Source organism: Pseudoalteromonas porphyrae (genome assembly GCF_001298125.1).
GTDB classification, from domain to species: Bacteria; Pseudomonadota; Gammaproteobacteria; order Enterobacterales; family Alteromonadaceae; genus Pseudoalteromonas; species Pseudoalteromonas neustonica.
Genome location: NZ_LHPH01000003.1, coordinates 53,371 through 78,611, shown reverse-complemented (window position 1 = coordinate 78,611; position 25,241 = coordinate 53,371). Strand labels below are relative to the sequence as shown.

Annotated in this window: 20 protein-coding genes; 12 read left to right on the top strand and 8 right to left on the bottom strand. The window is 39.2% G+C overall.

Going from position 1 to position 25,241, the window contains the following annotated elements:
- Position 1 precedes the first annotated feature (1 nt).
- The 4 genes from ADS77_RS03560 to ADS77_RS03545 all read left to right on the top strand — a co-directional run bounded on the left by ADS77_RS03560 (position 2) and on the right by ADS77_RS03545 (position 6,663).
- Positions 2-721 carry a hypothetical protein gene (locus ADS77_RS03560; protein WP_054453031.1) on the top strand — a complete coding sequence of 240 codons (720 nt, stop codon included), beginning with the start codon at positions 2-4 and terminating at the stop codon, positions 719-721.
- 76 nt (positions 722-797) lie between these two features.
- Positions 798-2,003, top strand: coding sequence for a hypothetical protein (locus tag ADS77_RS03555; protein WP_054453028.1), 1,206 nt, complete (start codon positions 798-800; stop codon positions 2,001-2,003).
- 550 nt (positions 2,004-2,553) lie between these two features.
- Positions 2,554-3,330 (top strand): hypothetical protein, encoded by a 777-nt coding sequence (locus tag ADS77_RS03550; RefSeq protein ID WP_054453026.1) that lies wholly within the window; start codon positions 2,554-2,556, stop codon positions 3,328-3,330.
- Between the two features lie 273 nt (positions 3,331-3,603).
- Positions 3,604-6,663 (top strand): ATP-binding protein, encoded by a 3,060-nt coding sequence (locus ADS77_RS03545; RefSeq protein WP_054453024.1) that lies wholly within the window; start codon positions 3,604-3,606, stop codon positions 6,661-6,663.
- On the opposite strand, the gene ADS77_RS03540 is transcribed toward ADS77_RS03545, so the two are convergent.
- The 6 genes from ADS77_RS03540 to ADS77_RS03515 all read right to left on the bottom strand — a co-directional run bounded on the left by ADS77_RS03540 (position 6,660) and on the right by ADS77_RS03515 (position 13,319).
- A complete protein-coding gene (locus ADS77_RS03540) occupies positions 6,660-7,490 on the bottom strand; it encodes a UDP-2,3-diacylglucosamine diphosphatase (protein WP_054204641.1) in 831 nt (276 codons plus the stop codon). The genes ADS77_RS03545 and ADS77_RS03540 overlap by 4 nt on opposite strands.
- 207 nt (positions 7,491-7,697) lie before the next feature.
- Positions 7,698-9,422, bottom strand: a complete 1,725-nt coding sequence (locus tag ADS77_RS03535) for a proline--tRNA ligase (protein WP_054453022.1) — start codon at positions 9,420-9,422, stop codon at positions 7,698-7,700.
- Between the two features lie 90 nt (positions 9,423-9,512).
- Entirely contained in the window at positions 9,513-10,217 is a 705-nt protein-coding gene (tsaA, locus tag ADS77_RS03530) for a tRNA (N6-threonylcarbamoyladenosine(37)-N6)-methyltransferase TrmO (protein WP_054204639.1), read from the bottom strand.
- Positions 10,218-10,314: 97 nt separating this feature from the next.
- Positions 10,315-10,887, bottom strand: coding sequence for an outer membrane beta-barrel protein (locus ADS77_RS03525; protein WP_054453020.1), 573 nt, complete (start codon positions 10,885-10,887; stop codon positions 10,315-10,317).
- Between the two features lie 211 nt (positions 10,888-11,098).
- Complete coding sequence (locus tag ADS77_RS03520; RefSeq protein ID WP_054204637.1) at positions 11,099-11,572, bottom strand: acyl-CoA thioesterase; 474 nt, start codon at positions 11,570-11,572, stop codon at positions 11,099-11,101.
- 100 nt (positions 11,573-11,672) lie between these two features.
- Complete coding sequence (locus ADS77_RS03515; RefSeq protein WP_054453018.1) at positions 11,673-13,319, bottom strand: electron transfer flavoprotein-ubiquinone oxidoreductase; 1,647 nt, start codon at positions 13,317-13,319, stop codon at positions 11,673-11,675.
- A 195-nt stretch (positions 13,320-13,514) separates the two neighbouring features.
- On the opposite strand from ADS77_RS03515, the gene ADS77_RS03510 reads away from it, so the two are divergent.
- The 5 genes from ADS77_RS03510 to ADS77_RS03490 all read left to right on the top strand — a co-directional run bounded on the left by ADS77_RS03510 (position 13,515) and on the right by ADS77_RS03490 (position 18,653).
- Complete coding sequence (locus ADS77_RS03510) at positions 13,515-14,264, top strand: electron transfer flavoprotein subunit beta/FixA family protein (RefSeq protein ID WP_054204635.1); 750 nt, start codon at positions 13,515-13,517, stop codon at positions 14,262-14,264.
- On the top strand, positions 14,265-15,191 hold the full coding sequence (locus tag ADS77_RS03505) for an electron transfer flavoprotein subunit alpha/FixB family protein (RefSeq protein WP_054204634.1): 927 nt from the start codon (positions 14,265-14,267) through the stop codon (positions 15,189-15,191).
- A 408-nt stretch (positions 15,192-15,599) separates the two neighbouring features.
- The gene (locus tag ADS77_RS03500) at positions 15,600-16,994 is read left to right on the top strand and encodes a RimK family protein (protein ID WP_054453016.1); all 1,395 of its coding nucleotides are present in this window, start codon (positions 15,600-15,602) and stop codon (positions 16,992-16,994) included.
- On the top strand, positions 16,994-18,121 hold the full coding sequence (locus ADS77_RS03495; protein WP_054453014.1) for a GNAT family N-acetyltransferase/peptidase C39 family protein: 1,128 nt from the start codon (positions 16,994-16,996) through the stop codon (positions 18,119-18,121). The genes ADS77_RS03500 and ADS77_RS03495 overlap by 1 nt, the downstream gene beginning before the upstream one ends.
- Positions 18,122-18,137: 16 nt before the next feature.
- Entirely contained in the window at positions 18,138-18,653 is a 516-nt protein-coding gene (locus ADS77_RS03490) for an MgtC/SapB family protein (RefSeq protein ID WP_054204631.1), read from the top strand.
- A 24-nt stretch (positions 18,654-18,677) separates the two neighbouring features.
- On the opposite strand, the gene ADS77_RS03485 is transcribed toward ADS77_RS03490, so the two are convergent.
- Both ADS77_RS03485 and ADS77_RS03480 read right to left on the bottom strand, forming a co-directional pair.
- Positions 18,678-19,469, bottom strand: coding sequence for an alpha/beta fold hydrolase (locus ADS77_RS03485; RefSeq protein ID WP_054453012.1), 792 nt, complete (start codon positions 19,467-19,469; stop codon positions 18,678-18,680).
- A gap of 55 nt (positions 19,470-19,524) precedes the next feature.
- Entirely contained in the window at positions 19,525-20,535 is a 1,011-nt protein-coding gene (locus ADS77_RS03480) for a GlxA family transcriptional regulator (protein ID WP_054204629.1), read from the bottom strand.
- A 126-nt stretch (positions 20,536-20,661) separates the two neighbouring features.
- Between ADS77_RS03480 and ADS77_RS03475 the strand changes: the two genes are divergently transcribed.
- The 3 genes from ADS77_RS03475 (at position 20,662) to ADS77_RS03465 (ending at position 25,195) form a co-directional block, all read left to right on the top strand.
- Positions 20,662-22,560 (top strand): beta-ketoacyl synthase, encoded by a 1,899-nt coding sequence (locus ADS77_RS03475; protein WP_054453010.1) that lies wholly within the window; start codon positions 20,662-20,664, stop codon positions 22,558-22,560.
- 184 nt (positions 22,561-22,744) lie between these two features.
- Positions 22,745-24,550 carry a M14 family metallopeptidase gene (locus ADS77_RS03470; RefSeq protein ID WP_054453009.1) on the top strand — a complete coding sequence of 602 codons (1,806 nt, stop codon included), beginning with the start codon at positions 22,745-22,747 and terminating at the stop codon, positions 24,548-24,550.
- A gap of 3 nt (positions 24,551-24,553) precedes the next feature.
- Complete coding sequence (locus ADS77_RS03465) at positions 24,554-25,195, top strand: MBL fold metallo-hydrolase (protein ID WP_054453007.1); 642 nt, start codon at positions 24,554-24,556, stop codon at positions 25,193-25,195.
- Positions 25,196-25,241 lie beyond the last annotated feature (46 nt).

Sequence of the window (25,241 nt, the reverse complement as noted above, 5' to 3'; positions counted from 1 at the left end):
AATGCAAAGCGAAAAGTTAGATATACAATTAGATGACAAGTTTTGGTTTAGGCTCGTAAATTTACCTGAAAAAGACGCCTTAACCCCTACGAGTAAAATCACTATGCCGGTAGTGACTAAATTATTTAGACTAAATTTAGGAATTGAGTTTTTATTTGCAATCGCATTGTTAGCGCTTGCATTGTATAGTCATGTTTGGGTTGAAGAGGACTGGATTAGTGGTTTGTTTTTTATATATATTCCTTTATTCTTGGGACTATGGTTTTTACGAAAGGTGTTAATTTGGCAAAGGTATGGCTTTAATTACAAAGCCGCGTTTGAAGTAAGTAAAGATGAGCTAGCAATCGTTACCGAGCCATTATCTAAACAGCAACAGCTAACAATGGCTAAAGCAGATATAAATTACATACAATTTAGCTACGGGTATATGCGCTCAAACGGGCAAGGTTATCAATCAAAGCAATCACACATCTCCCAAGCTGTTGTGGTTTTAAAAAACAATGAACGCTATACAATTAAGCCAAATACCATCGCAACATTAAACTTGCTTTATCTGTGCATTTATTTTGACTACCCCGTGAGTTACAAGTATGGCCTTACCTATGGTGGAGGCAGTATTGTGTTTATTTTGATGCGGGTTATGTCAATGGGTGGAAATTTTATAATGATAGGTCTCTATTTGTATTGGATAGGGGCAGGGTATTTGAAATCAATTTTTTAGCTCAAGCAGAAATTTTCAACTTAAGTTATTATTTAAAAGTGTTTATCAATACTAAACTTAAACAGAGGGAACGTTAATGCTCTTTTTATTTAAAGAGGGAATTTTGGTTAATTCAATTATATTAAAATCACTATTAGAAACGATTAAATGGCTATTCATTTGGCTAACCGTAGCAGGGCTTGTACTAGGTGTTTTAAGTCAAGGCTTGATTTTTAATACAAGCGATGGGCTTGATGTTATATTAATTTTTGCGCTTTTGATGTTTCAACATCGATTAAAATTTGATGAGCACAATAATCAAATAGATGTAAAGTTGGGGGCTTATTTTTTTAAGAAAAAAATCTTCACGTATAGTCACCACACCATTGATACTAGCACGATTAAAACAATTTCATGCCAAGATAATAAAGCTATTAGCGTGATTGATATTAATTACACATCACCAGAAGGCAAATTGAGCACTTACACGTTTAGGTGTTTTAAACAAGCCAAGCAAGCGCAGTTAGTAGTGAGTAAACTGTCAACTTTTGAGCGCGCTTATACGGCTAAACGCGAAGAAGCCGAGGCTGAAAAAACAAACTCAGCAACAGTAAACAAGTTTTCAAAAATATTCCCGCAAAATACTATTTTAGGTAATGCTGAAGCTAAAAATAATATTTCTATTTTAAGGTGTGCACTGCCACTTCCTGAGAGTAAGAAAAAATCGGTCTATCTCACCGTAGCTTGCTTTACTTTGCTTACCGTATTTATTGCCTTTTCGTCACAAAACTGGAAGCCTGCAATGGCTTTTTTGGTGATAACGTATTTTAGTTATTGGCTTGCACGAGCATTTATTTGCCATAACTATTATTTAGTAAAAACATCTCCTTTTATTGATATTAAAATAAATAGCGATGAGCTTTATCTGCCGGCGTTACTATTTACCGACAAAAAACCGCGCACATTAACTAAACAGGATATTGTTAGCATCGAGGCTAAATGGAATTACAATTACGACACAATTGATGACTCTATTGGCAGAACTACAAAAAGGTCACACCTAATATCGCTTGTTTTTAATACTACAAAAGGGCAGAGCATAGCACTTTCTCACTGGAGTGTTGATAGTGAGGCCCTCGTATATTCGTTACTGAAATACCAATACCCAGTTTCATTAGATAGAACAAGCGAAATGGTTTACCCATTTAAGCGGCACATTGGCTTGATGGTCGGCTTATTTATCGTGATAGTAATTATCAACGCGAGTAATTTACCAAACTTTATAAGCTCTTTTAATTCGTAATATTTTAAGGATAATTAATAAATACTTATTGCCACTGTCGCTATTAGCAAGCTTTACATGCCACGCAGAGATTGATTTAACAATCCCAAAAGAAAGCTGCCTTAAAGCAGTAGAAATAGTAAAAAATAAAGATGAACAGTTATTTAAGTAAGCAACTTTTTACACCTGTTGATCATATCCCAATGCAGATAAAGCGATCACCAAACATGTTGATAGGGCACATAAAAAATACTACGCAAAAGAGTACGATGGCATAAAAACTTTCGTCTTGTTGAATCAAAGCTTGTTAACTACTCTGAAAATACTGAGTATAGCGTTGTTAAAGAAACGTATAAAAAGTGGGGATATACAGAGCAAGCATTTATATATTATAAATTTGATGCCAATGATAAAAGGTTTAAAGATCAGCGCACAGTTTATAACAAATGCCGTTTTGGCTTAAAAGGTGGCAAGTGGTATATGGATAATTTACTGAAAAATTAATTTTAGTGTGTTTTAATTAAAATTAGAATATAAAATAAGCAATTAATAAATAAGGATATACGTTAAGGTGCAAAAAAATATTAAACTAGTCGCTATTTTTTTCTTCTTGTTGATAAGCAGTCAAACGGTAGCTAATAGCAATAACTTAACAGTAAAATACGAAGTGATTAAGGGCGGTGAGCATTTTGCTGATATTACAATCAAGGTTAACGACACCTACTTACGCACCGATTACCAGCTAAAAGATGAAAAGCTTACTGAGATGACTGTAAAGTGGAAAGGTCAATATGTTATTGAGCATAAAACCCAGCGAGCTTACTTACTTGACTACAATGTTACTAACCAAAGAGCAGAAGATGCACGCAAAGAAATGGCTGCACAAATCACTAATATATCGGCAGAACAGATATTTGAAATGAGTATTGATCCTATCAATGATGAAAGTGAATTTATATGTTATGAAAAAGTAGGAAACAATAAATTAGTTGGAAAGTTTGAAGGTGATGTTGATCATGAAATTCAGTACCTTGAGCTGCCTAATAAGTATATGAGTCAAAAACAATATGACTGGTTACTTTCAAGAGCCAAAGAAGATCGCAAATTTGGCCAAGCCTTTGTTGCTATTCTAGAGCAGCCACTTTCTGAAGTTATTCGCAGAGTGAGTTATCAACATGCCGTTCTTCCTGTCCAAATAAAAACATATGACTATGATATAAACCTAAAGTCTGTTGATTCTAAATTTATTGATGAGAGTGAACTGCAAATCAAAGCAGGGATTATTCAGGCAGATATGACTCATTCTGCAATCCAATTTTTAGAAAGCTTATCACAGCGCTTCAAATAATAAATTGCCAATGGTAGTGCGGCTGTAGTGATCTCGGTTCACTTATCGGTTTTTGTGAACCACAATTTTTAGAGACTGTAAAATTCAGAGTCAAATCGAAACAAGCTACATGTCGGATCATAAAAACGTTTATTTAGGAACGTGGGATTTTGATGTTGGTATGATATTAAGTAATTTACTCTTTATTCTCTTAAATAGTACAAATTTTAAAAAATTCATATTCTACTTGCTCTATACTATAATCTGTATTTGAAAAGCTATATGGCAATATTAATGCACTTCCAATCTTCAATTAGTCATCTTTTTCGCAGCAATAAAATATCTTTATTAGCGCTGCTCGTCTTTAGCATTATCGCGATCTCTGCTTTATATATATTCGAGCTTAAAGTTAGACAAGATGTTTACCGCACAGCTCAAACTAACCTCAATCAAGAATTGAGTACAAAAAGCTTATCTTTAAAAAGACAGTTAAAAAGTAGTGTTACGTCTATTCGTTTTTTAAATGCCACACCGCCCATTTCAGGTATTAGTAGAGCAACAGATAATAATTTTATAGATCCGCTTCTAAATACACCCATTGAAGTATGGCAGACACGTCTGGCTGGGATTTTCAGTGGTTTTATGAATACAGACGAGTATTTATTACAGGCAAGGTACATAACTTTAGCCAATGATGGCCAAGAGGTTGTAAGAGTAGACAGAGATTTAGATGGTGTTATAAGACGTATAGAAAGTGAGCAATTACAGCATAAGGGCCAGCGAGATTATATGCTTAAAGCCAGTATGTTAGATCAAAACTCTGTTTATATATCACCCATTGACTACAACCGAGAAAACGGAGAGATCCAAGTTCCCTATGTAAGTACTTATAGGGTAGCTAAACCTGTGTTTAATAAGGAAGGGTTTGTTTTTGCAGTACTTGTTACAAATTACTTTGCAGAAGAACTCTTTGATAGTTTGATTTTTAGTCTTCCTGATGGGGTAGATATCTATCTTTTAAACAATCAAAATCAGTTTTTATCGCACCCGCAGTCAGATCTGACATTTGGGTTTGAATTTGGTCAAGATATAACATGGTCAACTGTTTTCAATGAAAGCCAAGATATCAGTATGCAAGATACTTTGGCTATGAGTGGTTTACCAAATCAGTATTACCTCAAGCAACGCATTGCATTTGATAGTAACGATATTAGCATGTTGCCTTTAGAGCTTGCAGTGTCAATTGACACTGCGGTATTACTAAAAGAAATTGCAAATAGGCGTGAGAGTTTCATTTTAGTGGTTTTTTCACTGTTTTCAGTCTTATTGTTTATGGTCTTGTTTTATCAACGTTACATTAACCGTAAGTTAGAAATTCACTCATTGAAAGAACAGAATAATAAAATCATTGAGAACTCACTAGATTCAATCGTCACTGTAGAAGAAAATGGTGTGATCAGTAATGCAAATAAAACAGCGTTGCAAAGCTTTGATTTACTATTAAATGAAACGAATTTTACGCAGTTATTTGAATTAAAAAATAAAGATAAGCACAGTTTAAGTGAAACTATCAACGAAGGAGCAAAACCACCATTTGAAGCTGTATATATAGATACTGATAACATCCGGCACTTTTATTCTGTTACTTTAACCTGTGTTTTTGATGTGTTCACTCAGCGAAATCAAATAGCGGCGATTTTGAGAAATATTAATTCTTTGAAGCAAACTCAGAGCGAGCTTGAATTATTAAACGAGACACTAGAGTTAAAAGTATCACAGCGTACAGTGGAGCTTGAAAGTGCGATAGAAGAAGCGCTTGCAGCCAGCCAAGCTAAAAGTGATTTTGTGGCGAATATTTCCCATGAGATCCGCACGCCAATGAATGGTGTGTTGGGGATGCTAGAAATGCTTAAAGAAGACCCATTAAGTGACGTGCAGCTACAGTATTTAAGCTTTGCAAATAGTAGTGCTAATTCATTAATGACACTTATAAACGACATTCTTGATTTTTCTAAGATTGAAGCGGGTAAGCTTGATATTGATAATCATAGCTTTGATGTAATTACTGTTTGCAGTGATATGATCACTTCAATGGCGATACAGGGCCAGAGAAAAGGGCTCGAAGTGTTATTAAATACCGATAAAGTCATGGATCGAATGCTTGTTGGGGATAGCCATCGTTTAAAACAAATTTTGATCAATTTATTAAATAATGCTTTTAAATTTACCCACCAAGGCGAAGTAAGTTTAACACTTGATTGTAAATATCTAACTGAAGATAAACTACGTATGAGTTTTTCTATTCAGGATACTGGTATAGGTATTGCGCAAGAAAATATAGATAAATTATTTGATGTATTTACTCAAGAAGATACAAGTACTACTCGACACTTTGGTGGTACAGGGCTTGGTTTATCGATTTGTAAAAAACTAGCGCAACTAATGGGCGGAGATATAAGTGTAACCAGTGAAAAAGGCATAGGCAGCTGCTTTACTGCCTATGTAGATCTTCATGTTGCACCCGAGAAAAAATTAAATACCCCTATTGAATTAGCCGCAGATATTCAAGTAGGCGTGTTAATTGCAAAAGAGAGTGTGTTTCAAAATATTACCAATTTACTTGTCAAAAACTGTAAAGTTGATTTAAATAACATACAACGTTTTGATTATCTAGAAGAGTACGATACGTTCAATGTCGACCTCATGGTGATTGATAACGAGCACCCACTGCTCGATAAATTAATCGCTTTATGCGAACAGCAAAATAAAAAGTATATGTTAATTTTGCGTGATTTATTATTAAGTAAGGCTGATAAAGCGAGCTTTCCTGAAAACTGCCACATGCTTAATAAGCCGCTAACACAAGATCAGTTTAGCTATAAGCTTGCAAGTATATTTGGTGCAAGTAATAGCTTTTTACTTCCTTCCCAGAAAGCTGATTCTGAAGGCGAGGTTCATGTTGATCTCTCTCGATACAAAGTCTTGCTGGTGGATGATAATATGATCAATATCGAAGTTGCTAAAGCCATTTTAAAACGAACCCAGGTCAGTATTACGTGTGCAAGCGATGGTGTGGAAGCACTCGAAGCATTACAAGCGCACCAACAACAGCCATTTGATGTTATTTTAATGGATTGTCAAATGCCTAATCTTAATGGTTATGATACGACAAGTGAGATCCGAAATAATAAAGCCGGCATTGTCTATCGCCATATCCCGATTATTGCTATGACAGCCAGTGCAATGGCAGGGGATAGGGAACGGTGTATTTCAGCGGGTATGAATGATTACATTACTAAGCCTATTAAACCAAAAACCTTGAAAAACAAGTTAGCGATGTGGCTGCTTAATTAAGCAGCCGATTTTTGCTCCTTATTTTTAACTCGGCTGTGTGATGATTCATCTGCTGAGTTAAGCACTTTTTTGGTATCACTCCAATGTAGCAGTTCAATCCTTCCACATGCTTGCTCTACCAGTGCTGTGCAGCTTTCTATCCAATCGCCATCGTTGCAATACACAATCCCATCAACTACTTTAATTTCAGGGTGATGGATATGACCACAAATAATTCCATCAACACCTTGTTTTTTCGCTTCATGAATAGCTGCATTTTCAAAAGCTTCTATTGCTTCTCGTGCTTTATGAACGCGGGCTTTTATCCACGCTGCAAGTGACCAGTAGTTCTGACCAAACAGCCGGCGAATACGGTTCGTCCAGCGATTTAAAAAAAGTAAAAAATCATAACCCGCATCACCTGCAATACTTATTAGCTTGTTGTAGCGAGTGGCAGAGTCAAAATCATCACCATGGACAAGCAAAAAGCGCTTATTAGCTTTTGTGGTATGAATATATTGCTGGTGTACTTCAATACCGAATAAGCTGTTGTTTATATATTGCCTGAATGTTTCATCATGATTGCCGGGAATATAGATAACACGCGTGCCTTGAGATGCTTTTTCTTGAATGCATGTTAAAACTTGGTAATGGCTTGAGTGCCAATAAAAGTTGCGCTTCATAGACCAAAGATCAATTATGTCGCCTACTAAATAGAGGGTATCGCATTCAATGCTGTTTAAAAAATCGAGTAGGTAATCAGCTCTGCAATCTTTATAGCCCAGGTGTACATCTGAGATCCATACTGCGGGAAAGTATTGTTTATCACTTGTGTTGTTATTAGTCATAGTCGTTATTGATAGTGTAATAATAACTACGTTAGGTAAATTTGATGACGTTAACGCGACAGTTTAACGAAACATCTATGACACTTAGTATCGAGCTCAGAATAACAGAGCATATGCTTGCAATGAAAAAAGCAGTGTGATGATAAAAAGCAGGGAACAAAAAAGCCGCATAAAGCGGCTTTTATATTCAACTAGATTGACGTTAAATTAAATGTTCATCGCAGTTTTAATTGCTTCTACAGCGGTATCAATATCAATCATTAGCTTTTCGCCAGTACGGCGATTTTTAAGCTCAACCTTGTTTTCATCAAGGTTACGTTCGCCAATAACCAATGTGAAAGGCACACCCAATAATTCCATATCGTTGAACATCACACCAGGGCGTTCTTTACGATCATCAAATAACACTTCTAACCCTGCTGCTTTTAACCCTTCATAAAGATTATTAGCAATATCAGGAATACGATGAGATTTGTGCATATTCATTGGCACAATAGCAATGTCAAATGGCGCAATAGGCTGAGGCCAAATAATACCGTATTGGTCATTATTTTGCTCAATAGCAGCAGCGACGATGCGAGACACGCCAATACCGTAACAACCCATGGTCATTATTTGGTTTTTACCTGTTTCGCTTAATACACCGGCTTTCATTGCTTCTGAGTACTTAGTCCCAAGTTGGAAGATATGACCAACTTCAATGCCGCGCTTGATTTGTAAGTTACCTTGACCACAAGGGCTGGCGTCACCTTCAACAATGTTACGTAAGTCAGCAACTAGGTAATCTGTTACATCGCGCTCCCAGTTTATGCCACTGTAATGCTCGTCGTCTTTATTAGCGCCTGCAACAAAGTCAGCCATCACATTGGCTGTGCGGTCAATAATAATTGGCATAGATAAACCTACAGGTCCTAAAGAACCAGGTTTTGCACCTACAGCGGCAATAATATCAGCTTCTTTCGCCATCTCGAGAGGCGCATCGACTAATGGGTGTTTCTCTGCTTTAAGTTCATTAAGATCATGATCACCTCGCACAACTAAAGCAACCAAGCCTCGTTGGCCTTCTTCATTTGGCGCGCCATATACAATCAGCGTTTTAACACCACGATGTGGTTTTACACCGTAATGCTTTTTAAGCTCATCAATAGTTTTTGCATCTGGCGTAGGGAATGCTTTTAATTCTTTGCTCGGTGCAGGGCGAGCTTCACTTGGTGCGAGTGCTTCTGCTTTTTCAATGTTCGCAGCGTAGTCACTGGCATCACTAAATGCAATCGCATCTTCACCAGACTCAGCCAATACATGAAACTCATGCGATACGCTACCGCCAATTGACCCCGTGTCAGCAATAACTGGGCGGTAATCTAGGTTTAAGCGTTCAAAAATATTACAGTATGCTTTGTGCATCGCTTGGTAAGTTGCATCTAAACATTCATCACTTAAGTGGAACGAGTATGCGTCTTTCATGGTGAATTCACGTGCGCGCATTACACCAAAGCGAGGGCGACGTTCATCACGTACTTTTGTTTGTACTTGATACAAAGTGATAGGTAGTTGCTTGTAAGAGTTGATCTCTTTACGAACAAAATCAGTGATCACTTCTTCGTGAGTTGGGCCTAATGCAAACGTTCGATTATGGCGATCTGTAAAGCGGACTAACTCTGGGCCAAACTGATCCCAACGACCCGACTCTTCCCATAAATCAGCAGGCTGAATTACAGGCATTAGCATTTCGATAGCGCCTGCTTTATCCATTTCTTCGCGCACGATGTTTTCTACTTTACGTAACACGCGTAAACCAGAGGGTAACCAAGTATATAGGCCCGACGCGACGCGACGGATCATACCCGCTCTTAACATTAATTGATGCGATACAATTTCAGCATCTGAAGGCGTTTCTTTAAGTGTTGCGAGAATATATTGACTGGTACGCATGTTTATTCCGATAGTTATAAAATTATTATTTCAATAAGGCACTCAGTTTAGCAGTGGTTGCTTTTACACTAAAGCGCTAAGTGTGTTTTTCTAGTTTTTTTCTATGCTAGTGACGTAGTTATGTTCGCCGTTAACCTGCCAACGGATATTAAAATCATACAAGGTCATCCCATAACTTTGTTCACCCTCTTTTTGTTTTTTGTAAGCAGGGCGAGGGTCTTGCTTAAGGACATTATTGATAAAGTCGTGTAAATCAGGGTAGTCGGTCTGCTGTTTGATAAACTCGAGTACTGATGAGCTAAATTCAACGGTCATTTGCGTTTCTGGGCGAGTATCAGCAAAGCCTGCGGTTGCATCGACCATAGCATCAGAATAGGGTAAATAAGGTTTTATATCTAAAATTGGTGTGCCATCGAGTAAATCAATACCCGCTAACAATAAGCATAATTGACCATTTTTATATTCAATGCCTTCGAGCTTTACTGCGCTCATACCAATGGCATTGGGTCTAAAGGTCGCACGTGTTGCAAACACACCTTTACGCTCATTGCCTCCTAAGCGTGGCGGTCTAACCATCGCAGAGTAACCTTTATCAGCGGTTTCATGAAAACGAAAGAGTAACCAAATATGGCTAAACTCATCTAAGCCACGAACAAATTCTTCACGGTTAAAATCAGCAGCAAACACAAGCTTTGCTTTGGCTTGTGGCACTAAACGAGGTTGGCGAGGAATAGCAAACTTCTGTTTATAGGGAGATTGTATATGGCCAATGGCCGTTAGTTGAAAATCGTTCATGAAACTCAATGACTGTTGAAGATACGCCATTCTACCTGTTCATACTAAAAAAGGCAGCCTGAAGCTGCCTTAAACAAGGGGAGTTTATAAAAAAATGTTAGAACATGTATTGCACTGAAAAAGATGCGACATCCATATCAGTATCAATATCGTCTTCTAATTTATAGCGTTCATACTCTAAGCGAACTTGCACGTTGCTTGTAAATGCGTACTCTAAACCCGCACCGTAAAATACATCACCTCCACTTTGCTCAGCAGAAATTTCGCCAAGGGCAGGGATATCGCTGGTTACTTCTGCGTCCCACTCTAACCAACCGCCTTTAGCATAAACTGAAAAGCTCTCAGTAATTGGCGCTGCTAAGCGTCCGGCGAGAGATATACCATCTACTTCGGCATAGCTGTCTATGTCACTTACTTCATCAAAATTTTGATAAGCAAGTTCGAGACTTAAATATTTATTAAATTGGGTACCAATGTAGCCTTTGAGCATTTGTGAGTCATCGTCAAAATCAATGTCGTTTTCTGAATCTTCAAATTGAAAAGAATATTGACCGTAGCCGATACCAGTATAAATACGTGGTGAGTCCATCTCGTTAACATCAGCCTGCGCTGCAGAGTTAAAGCCAAGAGTTGCTAAAGCAAGTGCTGAAAGAGAAAGTGTTTTAATCATTAAATAGCTCCTTTATAAAATAAAAATAAATAACCCGTGGTTACTTGTCTCTTTTATAATTGCATTGATTATGCCAGCTTGAAGTTGGCTAAATTAAAAGCTAAAAATGGTGTTTTTGTCTAATCTATCAGCAGGTTGGTGTGTTTTTATTCATGTGTTCAGTTTCGCCATGGAAAGCTTTTCATGGCGATATGTAAACTTTACTTAGTGATTATTCTGGCTCACATTTGTGTAGTAAGGTTTCAGTTTCAATGGCGATTTCTTTCATTTTTATTGCGTAGTTTTCAAGTTGTTTCTCTTCGCTACTCACTGCCACGTATTCTGGCACATTAACAGGGTAGCCAGTTTCATCCATGGCTACGAAACTAATAACACAGTGATTTGTTTCAACCATATTTTGTGTTTTTGGATCACCACATCGCACTTGTATAAAGATTTGCATGCTTGTTTTACCCGTATGAGCGATTTTAGCTTCTACCTCAACTATTTGACCAACAAGAATAGGGCGGCGAAATTTAACACCAGCCACTGACACCGTAACGCAGTAGTGACCACTCCAACCAGCGGCACATGCATACCCAGCTTGGTCAATCCATTTCATGACAACACCACCGTGGACTTTTCCTCCAAAGTTAACATCGGTGGGCTCAGCTAAAAAACGAAACACTACATTTGACGACGGCATACATATTACTCTTTACTATTAGACGGTTATTATTGAGCATAGCGCAAAAAAGGGGCCGAAGCCCCCTGCAATTTAGGATTAGTTCAAAATTTAAAATAATTTACATATTGGGGTAGTTTGGCCCACCAGCACCTTCAGGGGTTACCCATGTAATATTTTGGCTTGGATCTTTAATATCGCAGGTTTTACAATGCACACAATTTTGTGAATTGATCACAAACTCATCTTTACCGTCAACCTGTTGCACTTCATAAACCCCCGCAGGACAATAGCGCTGTGCTGGTTCGTCAAATTTTACAAGGTTTACGTCAATAGGGATGGCGCTGTTTTTTAGTTGTAAATGACACGGCTGAAATTCTTCATGGTTAGTGTTTGATAAAAATACAGATGACAACTTATCAAAGCTAAGTACAGCATCAGGTTTTGGGTAGTCAATTTTATCTGCTTGGTTTTTATCAACTAATGTGCAGTGATCTGGTGTGTTATCTTTAAAAGTAAACGGTAAGCCGCCACCAAACATATTTTGATCAAGGGTGTTATAAGCTCCTCCTATAAACTTACCGAGTTTATGCATTGCAGGACCAAAGTTGCGAGATTGGTGCAACTCTTTATAGGCCCAGCTTTGCTTAAAGGCTTGTGCATACTCAGTAAGATCAGAGTGCGCCTGTGCGTTACACAAGGCTTTAAAAATAACCTCAGCTGCAATCATGCCTGATTTCATTGCAGTATGATTACCTTTGATTTTTGCAAAGTTTAAGGTGCCAGCATCACAGCCAACAAGTAAACCACCAGGGAAATGCATTTTAGGTAAAGAATGCAGGCCACCCTTAGCAATTGCGCGAGCACCATAAGAAATTCGCTCACCACCTTGGAGAATATCTTTAAAAACAGGATGATGTTTCATACGTTGAAATTCATCAAACGGACTTAAATGTGGATTTGAATAATTTAAATCAACAATCAGCCCCACTACAACTTGGTTGTTTTCACTATGGTACATAAACGCACCGCCATTTGTATCCCCAGCGAGCGGCCAACCAGTTCCGTGAACAACGTTACCTTGCTTGTGTTTGGCAGGATCTATTTGCCAAATTTCTTTAAAGCCCAAACCATAATGTTGTGGTGATGCATCGGCATCAAGGGCAAATTGATTGATTAATTGTTTGCCTAAATGGCCACGGCAGCCCTCGGCAAATACAGTGTACTTTGCACGAAGCTCCATACCAGGCATAAAACCATCTTTTTCGTTGCCGTCTTTATCAAGGCCCATATCGCCAGTAACAATACCTTTTACAGTATCGTCTTCTATTATTAATGAATGAGCGCTAAACCCTGGAAAAACCTCAACCCCTAAGTTCTCAGCTTGTTCAGCGAGCCAACGACACACATTGCCCATAGAGACAATATAGTTACCCGTGTTATGAAAACTTTTTGGGGTCGCAAAATGAGGGATGGCAGTTGCTTTATTGTCATTATTAAACCAATAAATCTCATCATTGGTTACTTTAGTTGTAACGGGAGCGTCAAGGTCTTGCCAATTAGGCAGCAACTCATCTAATGCAGTGGTCTCAAATATTGCACCAGATAAAATATGGGCACCCACTTCTGAGCCTTTTTCAACTACGCAAATCGTACACTCTTGTTGTTTTTCTTGTGCTTGTTGCGCTAATCGGATTGCGGTAGCTAAGCCAGCAGGCCCAGCGCCGACAATAACGACATCAAATTCCATGGTTTCGCGTTCGACCATATTAACCTCTTTTGTGTGACGGACCTGTGCCTTTACGATGGCAATTTCATACTTGCAAATGAAACGTTACAGGTTAGGAATAGTTTAAGGTTATTTTAGGTTGACGTTTACGTCAACAGGAAGTAGTCTGAATTCATAAAATAAATAGGTTGACGTACACGTTACCTTGTAGGTTTAAATTAAAATGGAGTTCCTATGAAAGTTCTCGTACCAATAAAAAGAGTGATTGACTACAACGTGAAAGCACGTGTCAAAGCAGATAATAGCGACGTTGATCTTACTAATGTAAAAATGGCGATGAACCCATTTTGTGAAATAGCAATTGAAGAAGCAATTCGTTTAAAAGAAGCGGGTATAGCAACCGAGGTTGTTGCAGTTACAATTGGTGCTAAAGCATCGCAAGAGCAATTACGTACAGCGCTTGCTTTAGGAGCTGATAAAGCGATTCATATTGAAACGGATGAAAAATTAGAATCTCTGCATGTGGCTAAATTATTAGCTAAAATTGTTGAGCAAGAAGCGCCAGAGCTGGTTATTTTAGGTAAACAGTCTATTGATTCAGATAACAATCAAACAGGACAAATGCTTGCTGCGTTAACAGGGCGCGGGCAGGGTACTTTTGCATCTAATGTAGATGTAGCCAATGGCACAGTAAATGTAACCCGTGAGGTCGATGGTGGTTTGCAAACTGTCGCACTTAAATTACCCGCTGTAGTGACGACTGATTTACGCCTTAATGAACCTCGTTATGCTTCATTACCGAATATTATGAAAGCAAAACGTAAGCCGCTAGATGTCATTGCAGCTGATAGCTTAGGTGTAGATTTAACACCGCGTATTAGCGTTGTTGAAGTACATGAACCAGCAAAGCGAAGTGGTGGCATCATTGTTGACGACGTTGCTCAGTTAGTTGATTTATTAAAAACACAAGCGAAGGTGATTTAAATGAAAACATTAGTTATTGCGGATCATGACAATGGTGTTTTAAAGCCTGAAACGTCAAAAACGATTAATGCGGCCTTAAAGCTTGGTTTTGCTGTTGATGTACTCATCGCGGGTGAAAATTTAGCACCGATGAGTGAAGAGGTTGCCAGCATTGCGGGTGTAAACGGCGTATTAGTTGCTGATAACAGTGAATATGCTCATCAATTAGCAGAAAATATCGCTGATTTAGTGCTATCACTTGCACCGGAGTATTCACACCTTGTAGCGAGTGCAACAACAACGGGTAAAAACTTTATGCCACGTGTTGCTGCCTTATTAGATGTAGCGCAAATTTCAGAAATCATTGACGTAGTTGATGGCGACACATTTAAACGCCCAATTTATGCAGGTAATGCAATTGCGACAGTTAAATCATTAGATAGTAAAAAAGTGATTACGGTTCGTGCGAGCAGCTTTGATTTACAAGGCGAGCAAACAGCTGCCGATATTACGGCTATTGACGCGGTATTTAGCAGTCAATTGAGCTCTTTTGTTAGTGTTGAACAAACCGAATCTGAACGTCCAGAGTTAACGGCTGCGCAAGTGGTTATATCAGGTGGGCGTGGCATGCAAAACGGTGAGAACTTCTCATTACTACATGGTATTGCTGATAAGCTTGGTGCTGCTATTGGCGCATCGCGTGCTGCGGTTGACGCGGGCTTTGTACCCAATGATATGCAAGTAGGTCAAACGGGTAAAATTGTTGCGCCTAACTTATATATTGCAGTGGGTATCAGCGGCGCAATTCAGCACTTAGCAGGCATGAAAGATTCAAAAGTGATTGTTGCAATCAATAAAGATCCAGATGCACCGATTTTCCAAGTGGCAGATTACGGCCTAGTTGCTGATTTATTTGATGTGCTACCAGAGCTAGAAAGCGCGCTATAATAACTCTGATTGTTAAAAGCTGTTGTGACTATTTTCATGCTCGCACAGCTTTTTTATTTTGCTTACCTGAATTCACCTCAAAACACATTTTAAAATATCTTTTCATTGCTTTTCAGCTCAAAAACCATACATCACACTTCATTTTTTTATTGATTAATTTTACTTATCCTAACGCTAAAAATAACTCGTTGGTCAGAAAGTTAAAAAACCTTTATAAATCACTCGTAGCTTAGGCTAAAGCACCCATCCTGTTAAGTTAGCGTGTTATTTATAACCCTCACTTAGCAGTATGGGTGTTTCTATTTAAGCGTATACCTAAACCAACCCTGTGCAACGCTTTGTCTGCCTCTAGAGGTGGCTTGGGTATATACGCATTCACTTTATTTTGACTTATTTTTAGGAAAAGTCGTGTTTAAAACCTTAATCGTGGTTGATAACAACGAGCAAACCCTTGCTCACTCATTTGAAAACGTAATTACCTTCAATACCTATTTACGTGACTACCCAAAGCTTAATGAGCCAAAAACACGCATTATTAACTTGTGTGACTCGAGCCAATACTTGAGCAAAGGCTATTATTGTTCATTACTTGCAGAGGCCCGTAAACATCAAGTATTACCGAGTGTGAAAACCATCAATGCCTTACGAAGTGGCCAAGCTTTAATGCTTAATTTAGGCCAAATTGACGGTACGTTCTATTTTGGTAATGCTGTAAATGAACTGCAAAGTAAAGCGGCAAAAGCGGTATTTAAACAATACCCAGCACCGATCTTATTTGTTGATCACGCAGGGTTATTACAACAAGGTTCTTTAGCGTCACTTAATAGTGAGCAGCACCAAGAGTTTGTCGCCAAGCTAAACGAATTTACACAAACGCAGTGGCGTATTAGTGATACGCAGAAACGCCACCGTTGGGATATGGCAATTTTGGTTGATCACAACGAAAAAGTGCCGCCAAGTGATAAAGACGCCATTGCGCGCTTTATAAAAGCAGCCGCTAAGCATGGTATTCATGCTCAAGCGCTAAGCTTTGAAGAGATTGATAACATTGTACAGTTTGATGCGCTATTTATTCGTCAAACGACCGCGATTGATCACCCAACTTACCGTCTTGCAAGTAAAGCGCAAAGCTTAGGGCTCGTAGTGATTGATGATGCAGATTCGATTTTGCGTTGTTGTAATAAGGTATATTTACATGATGCGTTTAACTATCAAAAAGTACCAAGTTTAAAAACCATGGTAGTGGCTGATCAAACAGACGAAACAATTACACAATTAGAAGCGACATTTACTTACCCGTTAGTACTGAAAATGCCAGAAGGGTCATTTTCGAAAGGTGTTTATAAAGTTGCTGATCAAACTGAGCTGAAAGTTAAGCTAACGGAACTTTTTGAATTTAGCGCATTAGTGCTTGCACAAGAGTATATGTACACAGAATACGATTGGCGAGTGGGCGTATTAAATGGACGCGCTATTTATGCCTGTCGCTATTTAATGGCGCGTAATCATTGGCAAATTTATAACCATGATGCAAAACGGTTTTTCTCGGGTGGGTTTGAAACACTGCCAACTTTTGAGTTACCAAAAGCAGTATTAGACGCCGCTTTAAAAGCGTGTAAAACGGTTGGTAAAGGCTTATATGGCGTAGATGTAAAAGAGCATCAAGGCCGTGCTTATGTGCTTGAAGTAAACGACAATCCAAGTATTGATCATAAAGTAGAAGATGCCTATTTAGGGGATGAACTTTATATGATCATCATGGATGAATTTAAACAGAGACTTGAAGCAAGAGGCCGCGGTTAATGACTCAATATGATGTGGCAGTTCGTGCTGCCACTGACTTAGATTTAAACGCGTTACTTGAAATAGAACAACAAAGCTTTAGCCAAGATAGGTTAAGTGCACGGAGTTTAAAGCGTTGGATATCGGCTAAACACGGCATCTTACTCGTTGCACAGTGTCAGCAGCAATTACTCGGTTATGGTTTAGTGTGGTGTCATAAGGGAACGCGGCTGGCGCGGTTATATTCGCTTGCAGTTACGCCACACGCACAAGGTAAAGGCATTGCACAGCAATTATTAAAGGCACTTGAGCAGGCAACAGCACAGCGTGGACGACTGTATATGCGCTTAGAAGTTGCAGTAAATAATACCCAAGCAATTGGCCTTTATGAAAAGCTAGGTTATCGAGTATTTGGCCAATACAGTGATTATTACGATGATCATAGTGATGCGCTACGGATGCAAAAAAACATTCGTCAAACTGACGAATTACAGTTTGCACGTTTAACGCCTTGGTATCAGCAAACGACAGAGTTTACATGTGGGCCATCCGCCTTGTTAATGGCTATGGGCAGTGTGAATCAAAAGCAAGTGCTTGATCAAGGCGCTGAGTTAGCTATTTGGCGAGAAGCAACCACTATATTTATGACCTCAGGACATGGTGGGTGTCATCCGTTAGGCTTAGCTTTAGCTGCCGATAAACGCGGTTACGATGTGGAAATAATGCTTAACACTGAGGATGCCTTATTTGTTGATGGTGTACGCAGTGAGACTAAAAAAACAGTGCTACGTGCTGTCCATCAGCAGTTTGTTGAGCAAATTTCGCAGCATGAGTTAAGTATTAACTACAGTGATGTAGATTTAAGTCATATAGAGCAGTGGGTAGAACGTGGTTTCAGTGTCTTAGTGTTGATCAGTACTTATCGTTTTGATGGTAAAAAATCACCGCATTGGGTGTGTATCACTCATCTTGATGATCACTGCTTATATGTTCATGATCCATTTTGTGAAAACGATAAACAACGCGCACTAGATTGCCAGCATGTGCCTGTATCGCGTGCTGATTTTTCGAGTATGGCCGCCTTTGGAACAAGTCGATTACGTACTGCTGTTGCAGTTAATTTATCAGCCCGAATTAAGGGTAAATAATTTATAAGGAAAGCGAGTGACATTATACGAGCTTGTTGATGTGGCGCCTTATTCATGGTCTGCTATTGGGACAGCCGCATTTTGCGGCGCAATTATTGGTGCCGAGCGTCAACTAAGAGGAAAACCAGTGGGTATTCGTACCTCTGCGTTAATTACCTTGGGTACTTACTTGTTTTTAGCGACAGCCTTTAATTTACAGGGCGATGTAATAGATCATTCACGGGTGGTTGGGCAAATAATTACTGGTATTGGGTTTTTAGGTGCTGGCGTTATGCTAGCAAAAGATGGGGCTGTTGTTGGCGTAACATCAGCAGCGACTATCTGGGTTTTGGCCTCAATAGGCGTGATGATAGCAACGCACAGTCTGGCACCTGCGATTAAGCTCTCAGTGCTGGTGGTGGGCATTTTATATGGTGTTGATGTGCTTGAAGCGCAATTTAAAAGCTTGAGTAAAGGCGTACACCGACATGTTAAAATTTATTCCAAGCGCTATTACAGGCGTAATAAAGAGGAAGAAAAAAGCCACGATTAAGTGGCTTATAAGTAATTAAAAGCGCTATTCGTTAAGTTCAAAAGCCTTACCATATTCAATGCTTTTTAAAATTGTTGTAGCAATTAATAGGGGGTCATCAATCATTGGTACATGGCCAATGTCTTTTAAAATCAGAGAGCGAGCGTCGGGGAGGCGCTCTTTAGCTATCACAGCGTTTATATTCGGTGGAAATAAGAGATCACATTCAGGCCATACCAAAGTACAAGGACAAGGCAGTGGCTCGGTAAAATTAAGCGACTGTTTTGTATTAAAAAGTGAGCTTTTAACTTCGCAGTACAGCATATCTTCTACCATGGCAGTAAATTCACATCCACTGAGCTTGTTTCCATATTTTGCAACGTCTTTTAATGCCAACATTCTTATTAAAGATGACTTCGCTAGTAAAGGTAACAGTGGTTGTGTGATTTTAGCAATAAATGCCAGGCGCTTTAATTTTTTAAGCGCAAGATGTTGTCCATGTTGTGGCGTGTTCCAAAAACCTGCTGGAGATATGGCACACACACTTGCGGCTCGTCCTCTTTTAGCGAGCTCGATAGCGGCCCACCCGCCCATAGAGTTGCCGGTGATATGGGGTTTATCGAGGTTGTACTTATCTAACAATCGCTCAAAGTCATCTATTATGTCGCTAATTTCTATACTGCTAGTGGCTTTATTACCGCCTCGATGGCCAAGTGCAGTGAATGCGAAGACTTCATTTGAAGGGCTTAATAAGGGCACAACGTGTTTCCATGTATTGCAAGATGATGTCGCGCCATGCAGTAATACGATGGTTTCCCCTGTTCCTTGATGGATCATGACTGTCCTTTATGACGGTAATACATATAATATTATAATGCATTTAATTAATAGATTAGCCAAATAGTTTTCTTCTAACGACTTTTCGATACTCACTTGGTGTTTGCGAGAGTACTTTTTTAAACACGCGGGTTAAATGCCCTTGATCATTATATCCCACCTCAAGAGCCACTTCTTGAATTGATAAGTTAGAGCAAGCAAGCAACTCTTTAGCCGTTTGAACTCGCAATTGCTGCCAATACTCTATTGGACTTTGATTGGTCGCACTTCGAAAACGACGTGTAAAAGTACGGTAACTTAAACCAAATAGTTGTGCAACATCGTTTAAACTTTGCTCAGTGGACACGTTGTTTTTTAACCAAAATTGAATTTGTGCAATTAATTCATCTGGATGTCTATCAACGGCACCCTCTAAATATCTTTGCTCTTCATATGGCTTACGTATTTCATGAGAAAAATTGCGCTCAACATGTTGTGCGGCTGCTTGCCCATAATACTGGCTTATAACATGTACGATTACATCCGCGAGTGCATTTAAGCTCGCAACACAATATAAACGCTCCGACTGAGTGATAAAAAAATCAGGTTTAAGCAACACTAATGGATAATCTCGCTTAAATTGTTCAGCATAATGCCAATGTGTTGTTGCAGGGTGACCATTTAATAGTTCAGCTTCGGCGATAAGACAATTGCCCGTGCCCACTCCAATAATCGAACTGCCATTTTGCCAACTCGCCCCAAGCCATTTAACTAGCTGGTTATTTGCTCGGACTACAGGGCGGGGGTTTCGCCAAATTCCTGGCACAATTATTAAGTCACTGTGAGGCGCAGTAAGGTGCGTATCATCTGGTAAAATAGCTAACCCGCTACGATTTTTGATTGGCTGTGTATTCTCAGCAATTAAATTAATGGTTAATGGTCGAAAAGGGATTGATTGAAGATGGCTTTTTGCAAAGGCTTCGCCTGCTCTTAGCATCTCTATTGGTAAGGTTAAACTAGTGATCAATAAATGCTGGTAAACCAAAATACTGATCTGTAATGACGATTGTGTTTTGTTTGTGTCCATTTAATTGCTCCGACCAGTGATCGCTGGCCTGTTAGGCTGGTTATTTGGCTATTTAAGCACAATCTGGAATGTTAAATCCATCTAAACTGTATACATACCCGATAACACGTTTTCTCAAGGCAAATTATGACAGCATTATCCGTTATTGTCGGCATGGGCGGAATTAACGCCGCAGGCCGTACTTCATTTCATCAAGGCTATCGTCGTATCGTGTTAGACAGCTTGAGTGCAAATGCTCGCCAAGAAACATTTTTAGGCTTAGCAACTTTAATGAATCTTGTTTCAATGCAAGAAGGTGAATTAAAAGATGAGTCTGGTAAGGTTGTTAGCCAAAATGATATTGAGTCGTTATTTGGCGAGCAAGTGATTGCAGGCACTTTGATCCGTAAGATTGAAAAGAATCACTTTGATGTTGATGCCACACCGTGGCAGCAAAAAATGACCTTCACAGCCAGTGATGAACAAAACATTGTATTTGAAACGCGCCGTCGCGATTTACCGCAGCCTATACCTGCTAGCTGGCTTATTGAAGATTTAGAAGATAAAAAAGTAAAAATAACGATCAGTGCAGAAGTTGCGATTAAACATGACAGCACCCGTGATAATCCAATAAAAGCAGCGGGTCAGTTACCTACCGGTTTTGATCCATCTACTATGTACAATAGTCGTTACCAACCGCGCGGGCTGCAAGCGACAATTTTTGCTGCAACCGATGCAATTAAGTCAACGGGTTTAGATTGGCAATCTATTATGAACAGTGTTGAACCCGATCAAATCGGCACATATTCAGCGTCAATTGCTGGGCAAGTTAATGATGAAGGTTTTGGTGGTTTAATTCGTTCTCGCCAGCAGGGCGAGAGAGTAAGCACTAAGCAGCTTGCACTTGGTTTAAATACTATGTCTACGGACTTTATTAATGCTTATGTAACTGGAAATGTAGGCACTACATTTACTACATCAGGTGCATGCGCTACATTTTTGTACAATTTACGTGCGGCAGTAAATGATATTCAAGCGGGGCGTACTCGTGTTGCAGTCGTTGCCAGCGTTGAGTGTGCAATTACACCTGAGATGATCGAAGGCTTTGGTAATATGGGGGCGCTCGCTAACGAAGAGGGCTTAAAACGTTTAGATGGAACTGATACGGTGGATCATCGTCGTACAAGTCGGCCTTTTGGCGAAAACTGTGGTTTTACAATTGGTGAAGGCGCGCAAGTTGTTATATTGATGGATGATGCACTTGCATTAGAGCTTGGCGCTCAGATCATGGGATCTGTTGCCGATGTATTTGTTAATGCGGATGGTGTTAAAAAATCAATTACAGCCCCAGGTCCAGGTAATTATATTACGATGGCTAAATCGGTTGCATTGGCTGCTAATATTTTAGGTATTGACGCTGTTCAACAGCGAAGCTTTATTTTAGCGCATGGCTCAAGTACACCTCAAAACCGCGTAACAGAGTCACTTATTTATCACCGAGTGGCACAAACATTTGCAATAGATAATTGGAAAGTGTCAGCGCCTAAAGCGTTCGTTGGTCATACATTAGCCCCCGCGAGTGGCGATCAGTTAGCAATGGCGCTAGGTGTATTTACACACAATATTATGCCGGGTATTACCACGATAGATAAAGTAGCTGATGACGTCCATAGCCAACACTTAGATATCCGTACAGCGCATTATCAATGTGATGATATGGATATTGCCTTTATTAACTCAAAAGGTTTTGGCGGAAATAATGCAACTGCCACGGTACTTTCACCTAAAGTAACAATAAATATGCTTGCTAAGCGCCATGGCAGTGCAGTTATGAATAAATACGCACAAAGTAATAAAGCAGTTAAAGCAGCTCAAGCTGATTACCAGCAACAAGCTGATTTAGGTCAGTATGCGCTTATTTATCGCTTTGGAGATGGCATGATTGAAGAAAATGACATTGTCATTTCTGATACGCAAATGAATATTCCAGGCTTTGAAAAAGCCATTAAATTTAGTAAGACGAATCCTTATCAAGATATGTTTTAAGCACATAACTCTTGAATGGCAAGGCGCTTTTATAGCGCCTTTTTTATTGTTTAAAATAGGAGCGTGTTAAAAGCTGTAATTGTCATTGGCTGTATTTTTTTGTTGAACTACCGCAGTTTACGCGACCTGCTCTGTATCCTTGTTATAATTTCAAGCACTTAAAAGGCTAAAGTTAGAGAGACCTATGATTGCCAGTTTATTATTATTAAGTGCCAGTATTACATTAGATAGCCATTTGCCACCGTTACTACCATGGCAAGGGCAAAGTTTGGCACTACTGCAACAAAAAGGTCCTTTAACAACCGACTTTGAGCTGAGCGAAGGTTTAGAATCACCAAATTATCAGTTAACGATGAAATTTGTAGATCGTCTTGTCGCAGCTAATCCAACTCAGTTTAAAGTGCAAACCATTGCTCACAGTGCAAGTGGCCGCGCTATCAAAATGATCATAGCAAGTGAAACCGGCGAGTTTTCTGCCTCGCAATTATCGCATACCAATAAACCGACCATCTTTATTCAAGCTGGTATTCATGCGGGTGAAATTGACGGTAAAGACGCAACATTTATGTTATTACGCGATATAGCGACTGGTAAACGTCGTGATATTTTAAGCCAAGTGAATATACTCTTTATTCCGATTTTAAATGTGGATGGCCACGAGCGCAGTAGCCAGTTTAATCGTATTAATCAACGTGGGCCTGTAAAAATGGGCTTTAGAACCAATGCAAACAACCTTAATTTAAATCGAGATTATACAAAACTAGATACCCCGGAAGTAAGAGGGGTTTTGAATATGATTAATCAATTTTCTCCTGACTTATACATTGACGTTCATGTCACTGATGGGGCGGATTACCAGTACGATGTAACCTACGGTTACAATCCTGTTTTTGCAAGTGAGTCCCCGAGCGTTTCAGATGCACTTAACCAATACTTCAAGCCTGTAATTGATACTAAATTACAAGAGTCGGGTCATATACCGGGCCCACTTGTATTTGTAATGGATAAACGCGAGTTTAAAAAAGGGTTAGCAGGATGGGTAGCAACACCACGCTATTCAAATGGGTGGGGAGATTTAAGATCGTTACCGACGATACTTGTTGAAAATCATTCGCTGAAACCTTACAAACAACGCGTACTTGGTACATATGTGTTTTTAGATGGTGCAATATCTGCGTTAGCACAGCATCATCAGCAATTAGCAGCTGCTGTGCAAAAAGAGCACGAATTTGTTCCTAGTCAGCTTATAGTGCAACGCGGGTATGCAAAAAAAGCCAATTCGATTGAATTCAAAGGCATAAAATACGCTCGCAGCAAAAGTACCCTCAGTGGTCAAATGGAAGTTAAATATTTAGGTGAAAAGCAAGCATACACAGATTTACCTATCTATTGGCAAAAAGAAGTTACTAAGACAATTACAGTGCCTGCTGCATTTTATATACCTGCGGCATACCCAAATATAATTGAAAAATTGAAATTGCAGGGTGTTTTAGTTGAAAAAATAACGACAGCTTCACAAGGTGTAGATGACTTAAAGGTTGCAGTAGTCACTGAACATGAATTTGATAAAGCACCATTTGAAGGACGCTTTAGAGTCAATGCGAAGTTTGACATTCAAACAGCTGCTCCCCAAAACTTAACGGGTTGGTTTAAGGTTGTTACAGCGCAACCCCTCGGTGAATTAGTTGCACATTTGCTTCACCCAGCAGCACCAGACTCATTTTTAGCATGGGGGGAGTTTAATACGATTTTTCAACGTACTGAATACATGGAAAATTACGCATTAGCCCCCTATGCACGCCAAATGTTAAAAGACAAACCTGCGTTGGCACTTGAATTCGATAAAAAAATTAGGGAAGATTCAAATTTTGCAAACAATGCTCAAGCTCGATTGAATTGGTTATATGAAAAAACCCCATTTTATGATCAAGCATATTTGAAATACCCAATCTTAATGGCATTTAATGCTCAACCAGAAGTAAAGAATTAAGTCATGGAAATTATTACGTTACCAGTAACAGCGTTTGCACAAAATTGCCGTATTGTTATTTGCAAAAAAACACGTAAAGCAACGGTTGTAGACCCTGGTGGAGATGCAGATAAAATCATTACTGAGCTTGCTAAATATGATTTAACCCCAGATTGTATTTTGTTAACTCATGGTCATCTTGATCATGTTGGCGCAGCAAAAATACTGGCCGATCATTTTAGTATTGATATTGTAGGGCCGCACAAGGATGAGTTATTTTGGTTTGACGCATTACCAATGCAAGCTCAGATGTTTGGCTTTAAACCGGTAACACCATTTACGCCAACACATTGGTTATCAGGTGGTGATATATTTTCTGTCGGTGAGCTGCGTTTTGAAATACGCCACTGCCCAGGTCATACTCCTGGACATATAGTGTTTTACGAACCGACGCATGGCGTTGTATTTGTGGGGGATGTTATTTTTAAAGGCTCAGTAGGGCGCACTGACTTTCCTAAAGGGGATGCGCAGCAACTACTCGAGTCGATTAAAAAACATATTTTAACCTTGCCAGAGGAAACACGTATTTTATCTGGGCATGGACCGGACACTAAAGTAGTGACGGAGCGCATATCAAATCCATTTATAAGCGGTAAATTTGGTTAATAACGCATAAAAAATGCATAAAAATACAAGACGGATTAAATAAAGC

What these genes read in the sequence shown, in the direction of transcription:
- ADS77_RS03470 (WP_054453009.1), top strand. Translation starts at nt 22,745, where the DNA reads ATGATTGCCAGTTTATTATTATTAAGTGCCAGTATTACATTAGATAGC.
- ADS77_RS03495 (WP_054453014.1), top strand. Translation starts at nt 16,994, where the DNA reads ATGACTCAATATGATGTGGCAGTTCGTGCTGCCACTGACTTAGATTTA.
- tsaA (WP_054204639.1), bottom strand. Translation starts at nt 10,217, where the DNA reads ATGAACGATTTTCAACTAACGGCCATTGGCCATATACAATCTCCCTAT.
- ADS77_RS03515 (WP_054453018.1), bottom strand. Translation starts at nt 13,319, where the DNA reads ATGGTCGAACGCGAAACCATGGAATTTGATGTCGTTATTGTCGGCGCT.
- ADS77_RS03520 (WP_054204637.1), bottom strand. Translation starts at nt 11,572, where the DNA reads ATGCCGTCGTCAAATGTAGTGTTTCGTTTTTTAGCTGAGCCCACCGAT.
- ADS77_RS03465 (WP_054453007.1), top strand. Translation starts at nt 24,554, where the DNA reads ATGGAAATTATTACGTTACCAGTAACAGCGTTTGCACAAAATTGCCGT.
- ADS77_RS03545 (WP_054453024.1), top strand. Translation starts at nt 3,604, where the DNA reads ATGCACTTCCAATCTTCAATTAGTCATCTTTTTCGCAGCAATAAAATA.
- ADS77_RS03505 (WP_054204634.1), top strand. Translation starts at nt 14,265, where the DNA reads ATGAAAACATTAGTTATTGCGGATCATGACAATGGTGTTTTAAAGCCT.
- ADS77_RS03485 (WP_054453012.1), bottom strand. Translation starts at nt 19,469, where the DNA reads ATGATCCATCAAGGAACAGGGGAAACCATCGTATTACTGCATGGCGCG.
- ADS77_RS03540 (WP_054204641.1), bottom strand. Translation starts at nt 7,490, where the DNA reads ATGACTAATAACAACACAAGTGATAAACAATACTTTCCCGCAGTATGG.
- ADS77_RS03525 (WP_054453020.1), bottom strand. Translation starts at nt 10,887, where the DNA reads ATGATTAAAACACTTTCTCTTTCAGCACTTGCTTTAGCAACTCTTGGC.
- ADS77_RS03535 (WP_054453022.1), bottom strand. Translation starts at nt 9,422, where the DNA reads ATGCGTACCAGTCAATATATTCTCGCAACACTTAAAGAAACGCCTTCA.
- ADS77_RS03560 (WP_054453031.1), top strand. Translation starts at nt 2, where the DNA reads ATGCAAAGCGAAAAGTTAGATATACAATTAGATGACAAGTTTTGGTTT.
- ADS77_RS03510 (WP_054204635.1), top strand. Translation starts at nt 13,515, where the DNA reads ATGAAAGTTCTCGTACCAATAAAAAGAGTGATTGACTACAACGTGAAA.
- ADS77_RS03475 (WP_054453010.1), top strand. Translation starts at nt 20,662, where the DNA reads ATGACAGCATTATCCGTTATTGTCGGCATGGGCGGAATTAACGCCGCA.
- ADS77_RS03555 (WP_054453028.1), top strand. Translation starts at nt 798, where the DNA reads ATGCTCTTTTTATTTAAAGAGGGAATTTTGGTTAATTCAATTATATTA.
- ADS77_RS03480 (WP_054204629.1), bottom strand. Translation starts at nt 20,535, where the DNA reads ATGGACACAAACAAAACACAATCGTCATTACAGATCAGTATTTTGGTT.